The organism is Deinococcus sp., assembly GCF_018260405.1.
In the GTDB taxonomy this organism is placed as follows: domain Bacteria; phylum Deinococcota; class Deinococci; order Deinococcales; family Deinococcaceae; genus Deinococcus.
The window spans coordinates 1-2,268 of record NZ_JAGLBG010000181.1; the positions used below are offsets into that span (position 1 = coordinate 1).

Here is a 2,268-nt window from a genome sequence, read left to right on the forward strand (position 1 = left end):
TCGCTAGGGTAAGCTGCGCGTTCCACCGTTAAAGCCTAAAACATTTCCCATGGTTAGGGCCTCAGACAGCCTCTGACTGTACCAGAACCAGAATTGAGCGGAACCCGTATTACTGGGTCGCCATGACATTACCGGGCAGCACGCGCCGGGCACTGATATAACGCGGCCCCCAGTACTTATCGCCGCGCAGGTGATCTATAGCTACCTGACCACGGTAGCTGTTCGCGTTGATGAACGTATCGTTGCCCATATAGATACCGACATGGGTAATCCGGCCATTGCCGACGGTATCGAAAAACAGTAGGTCGCCGGGTTGCAGGTTGTTCTGGTCTACAGGTACACCGGCGCGGGCCTGTTCAGCGCTCACACGCGGCAACTTTACGCCCAGCGGCCCAAAGACCTGAAGGACAAAGCCGCTGCAATCGGTGCCAGTGCGTCTATTACCGCCCCAGACATAAGGGGTTCCCATCAGAGACAGAGCGTTATCCCGCCAGTTGCTGCCCGCCAGAGGACCCTGCACCGGAACTTCGTTGACCGGGGCCTGCATCGCCGGAACCACGTCGAGAGGCACAACCGGAGCGCTGGCCGTGGCGCTGGCCGGAGAAGCCACGGCAGAGTTAGGCACATGCAGCATCTGCCCTACGGCAATAACCGCGTCGACGGGCAGATCGTTGGCCGCTTTCAGGGCCTCGACCGTCACACCGTACTTGCGCGACAGCGCGTACAGGGTTTCGCCCGGCTGGACGGTATGCAGGGGATTGTCTTCCAGAACCAGCTGCTGCCCTACTTTCAGTACAGGCGAGGCAAGGTTATTAAGCAAAAGCAGCCGCTCGACACTTAGACCTGCACGCTTGGACAGTGAGTAGGCCGTGTCACCAGGCTGCACGATGACCGTACCGACAGCGGCAGGAACACTACTAACTTGAGCTAGGGCGCTGCCGAACAGAAGCGGGACAGCCAGGAGGGGGAAGAGGAGGAAGCGGTTTAAAGTCTTAGTCATCAGGCCTTCACTTTTAGGGGTGGGGGGTCTGGCTCACACGTAGGCTTCACCGAGCCTTCAGAAATTCTTGACTTCGTCAAAGTAACACATTCACTATTTGTTTGCCTACCCCTTAGGGTGAACGCTCATCCTGGCTTCCGGGGGGCTGAGATTAGAAGTAGGCTCAACATTGGCTCCAGCCGCGCTATCGCTGTCTGAATCTCTGGGTGTCATCCCGACCCTGTTTGACCATATGCGGCGCGTGGCCGTGCAGGCAGTTCAAGCCACCAGGCCAGTGGAGTCCCCGCACGACCTCGAAGAACTTTTTGCCGTTCAGCAAGCTAAATATGGCCCGGTTGTTGCCGTGTAGCCAACTCCACGCCCGAAATTCGTAGCCCGAAGTTCGTAGGGTTATCTTCCCGACAGGTTGCCTGGTCGCGGCCAGAGCCGCAGATTAGCCGTCCCCGCTACGTCCCGGACATCCACCGGGCCATAAGCGCGGCTGTCCAGGCTGGAACCGAGCCGCCGGTTGTCACCGAGCACCCAGATTTTTCCAGGCGGCACCGTCAGTTTGGGCTGGGCGTTCATGTAGCCTCCGCTGATATACGCCTCGGCGACCACCCGGCCATTGCGGATCAGTTGGCCGTCTCTGATCTCCAACTGGTCGCCTGCCAGCCCCACCACCCGCTTGACGTTATAGGGCCGGTGGCGAAAGCCGTAGAGCGTCTCGAACGCGTACGGGCTGTCGGCGGGAGCCTTGAAGATAACCAGATCGCCGTAATGCAGGTAATTTCCGCTGAGGTGCCAGGCGTGCAGCCAGCGCGGATATTTCAGCAGCAGCAGCAAGTCCCGGCTTTGCAGCGTGGGGTCCATGCTTTCGCCGTCGACCCGCGCCAGGGTGGCCCCGAACGTGGTGATCAGATAGACCGGCAGCAGCGCCCCGAGCACCCAGACTCGCCAGAATTCACTTCTGAATAGGGCTGGGCCTCGGCTGCTTTGGGTGACGGGGGGGCTGGCCTGCGGACGGGTCATACGCGTTTCTGAACTCTACCCCGCCGGGGCGTGAGCAATGCCCAAAGCGTGGCGCGGCAGGCCCCCCGGTCTGGTCAGCGTTCTGCGCGGCGCAGCGGCAGATACTGGGGCGACCAGGCCCGCCTGCGAATAACCTCTTCGAGCTGTTCGTCGCTGAGGTTGCGGACGCTGCGCTGGGCACATACGCCGTCCAGAATGGCCTGCCGCGTCACCTTGACCGCGATTTTGATGCTTAATTCGCGCAGTTCGCTAATCGG

2 protein-coding genes and 1 pseudogene are annotated in these 2,268 nt (G+C 60.4%); all 3 read right to left on the bottom strand.

Annotated elements, in window-relative coordinates; translation table 11 throughout:
- Positions 1-109 precede the first annotated feature (109 nt).
- Positions 110-1,000 carry a C40 family peptidase gene (locus QZ269_RS12795; RefSeq protein ID WP_291427084.1) on the bottom strand — a complete coding sequence of 297 codons (891 nt, stop codon included), beginning with the start codon at positions 998-1,000 and terminating at the stop codon, positions 110-112.
- A gap of 390 nt (positions 1,001-1,390) precedes the next feature.
- Positions 1,391-2,011 (bottom strand): signal peptidase I, encoded by a 621-nt coding sequence (lepB, locus tag QZ269_RS12800; RefSeq protein WP_291427085.1) that lies wholly within the window; start codon positions 2,009-2,011, stop codon positions 1,391-1,393.
- Positions 2,012-2,085: 74 nt separating this feature from the next.
- A pseudogene (locus QZ269_RS12805) lies at positions 2,086-2,268 on the bottom strand (NAD-dependent malic enzyme); the annotation flags it as partial.

What these genes read in the sequence shown, in the direction of transcription:
- QZ269_RS12795 (WP_291427084.1), bottom strand. Translation starts at nt 1,000, where the DNA reads ATGACTAAGACTTTAAACCGCTTCCTCCTCTTCCCCCTCCTGGCTGTC.
- lepB (WP_291427085.1), bottom strand. Translation starts at nt 2,011, where the DNA reads ATGACCCGTCCGCAGGCCAGCCCCCCCGTCACCCAAAGCAGCCGAGGC.